3 protein-coding genes are annotated in these 2,058 nt (G+C 73.2%); all 3 read right to left on the minus strand.

Annotated features, from left to right (window positions below; genetic code table 11):
• On the minus strand, positions 1–823 hold an 823-nt coding region (locus tag IBL25_RS25845; RefSeq protein ID WP_187781304.1), incomplete at its 3' end, for an ATP-binding cassette domain-containing protein.
• Entirely contained in the window at positions 820–1,800 is a 981-nt protein-coding gene (locus IBL25_RS25850) for an ABC transporter ATP-binding protein (protein WP_187781305.1), read from the minus strand. The genes IBL25_RS25845 and IBL25_RS25850, both read right to left, overlap by 4 nt.
• Positions 1,797–2,058, minus strand: a 262-nt coding sequence (locus tag IBL25_RS25855; protein WP_238940674.1) for a PfkB family carbohydrate kinase, incomplete at its 5' end; no start/stop codon positions are given. The genes IBL25_RS25850 and IBL25_RS25855, both read right to left, overlap by 4 nt.

Raw genomic sequence — 2,058 nt, forward strand, 5'->3', positions numbered from 1 at the left:
CGGCGGGGTTGGGCGGCTCCCCGGCCAGGGGAGCGGGCGCGCGCGGGCCGGTATCGGTGCGCGGCGCCGCTTCCAGCAGGGCGCGGGTGTAGGGGTGGCGCGGGTCGGCGAAGACGGTGTGCGAGGGGCCGGCCTCCACCACGCGCCCGGCATACATCACCGCCACATGGTGGGCGAGATGCCGCACCACCGCGAGGTCATGCGAGATGAAGACCAGCGCCACGCCAGTCTCCCGCTGCAGGTCCTGCAACAGGTTCACCACCTGCGCCTGCACCGAGACATCGAGGGCCGAGACCGGCTCATCGCAGATGATCAGCTCGGGCCCCACCGACAGCGCGCGGGCAATGGCGATGCGCTGCCGCTGACCGCCGCTAAACTGGTGCGGCAGGCGGTCGAGCTGCGCGGCGGAAAGCCCCACGCGCTCCATCAGGGCTGCAGCGCGGCGATGCGCCTCGGCCCGGTCGCAAAGGCGGTGCAGCAGCATGGGCCGCACCAGCGCGTCGCGGATGCGCTCGCGCGGGTTCAGCGAGCCGTAAGGATCCTGGAAGACCACCTGCACGCGCCGCCGCATGGCGCGCAGCGCATCGCCGCGCAACTCGCGCATGTCGATGCCATCCAGCAGGATGCGGCCGCCATCGGCTTCCTCCAGCCGCAGCAGCAGGCGGCCCAGGGTGCTCTTGCCGCAGCCGCTTTCCCCGACGATGGCCAGGGTCTCGCCCCGCGCCAGGGTCAGGTCGATGCCATCCACGGCCCGCAGCAGGCGGCCGCCGGGCAGCGGGTAGGTCCGGCGCAGCGCCTCGGCCTGCAACAAGGGGGCATTCATGCCAGGGCCTCCACGGGGGCGCGCCAGCAGGCGACGTCATGCCCCGGCGCCAGTTCCCGCAACGGCGGGGTGGCGGCGCATTCGGCGGCGGCGAAGGGGCAGCGCGGCGCGAAGCGGCAGCCTTCCGGCATCTCGCCCGGTGCCGGCATGCGGCCGGGGATGGGCTCCAGCCGCTCCGAGGTGCCGGTGAGCGCCGGCATGGCCGCCAGCAGCGCCAGGGTATAGGGGTGCTGCGCCCCGGCGAAGAGAGCGGCGGCCGGGGCGCGCTCAACGATGCGGCCGGCATACATCACCGCCACCTCGTCCGCGATCTCGGCCACCACGCCCAGGTTGTGGGTGATGAAAAGGATGCCGGTGCCATGCTGCTCCCGCAGCGCCGCCAGCAGCGCCAGGATCTGCGCCTGGATGGTGACATCCAGCGCCGTGGTCGGCTCATCCGCGATCAGCAGGGCGGGCTCGCAGGCCAGGGCCATGGCGATCATCACGCGCTGGCGCATGCCGCCGGAAAGTTCATGCGGATAGGCATCCAGCCGCCGTTCCGGCGCCGGGATCTGCACCTGCCGCAGCGCGGCCAGGGCGCGGCTGCGCGCCTCGGCGGCGGAAAGGCCGCGATGCACCCGCAGCGCCTCCCCCACCTGGTCCCCGACCGTGAAGACCGGGTTCAGCGAGGTCATGGGCTCCTGGAAGATCATGGCCATGCGGTTGCCGCGCAGCCGCGTCATGCCACGCTCGTCCAGCCCGGCGATATCCTCGCCCTCGAAGCGCAGGCGGGTGGCGCCGATCTCGTATTGCCCCGGCACCAGCAGGCGCATCAGCGCCATGGCCGTGACGCTCTTGCCCGAGCCGCTTTCGCCGACCAGGCAGGTGATGCGGCCGGGATGCAGCGTCAGGGAGAGGTTGTCCACCACCCGCACCCGCCGTCCTCGCGGGCCAAGATCGACGTTGAAGCCGGCCATCTCGAGGACAGGTGCATTCATGCGGCGCATCCCGGCAAAAGCGCGCGCAGCTCGGCGGCGGAAGGCAGGGCGGCAAAGGCACCGGGGCGGGAGACGGTGAGCGCCGCCGCCCGCTGCGCCCGCTCCACCGCCGCCGGCAGCGTCTGGCCCGCCAGCAGCAGGGCGGCCAGCACGCCGCAGAAGGTATCACCCGCGCCGGTGGTATCCACCGCCGCCACGGGGTGCGCCGGGTGATGGTGATGGCCTGCGGCCCCGGCGGAGACGCAGCCACCGGCGCCG

The sequence above is a fragment of the Pseudoroseomonas ludipueritiae genome (assembly GCF_014490445.1).
GTDB classification, from domain to species: domain Bacteria; phylum Pseudomonadota; class Alphaproteobacteria; order Acetobacterales; family Acetobacteraceae; genus Pseudoroseomonas; species Pseudoroseomonas ludipueritiae.

Coding starts and splice junctions, on each gene's coding strand:
- IBL25_RS25850 (WP_187781305.1), bottom strand. CDS start 1,800: ATGAATGCACCTGTCCTCGAGATGGCCGGCTTCAACGTCGATCTTGGC.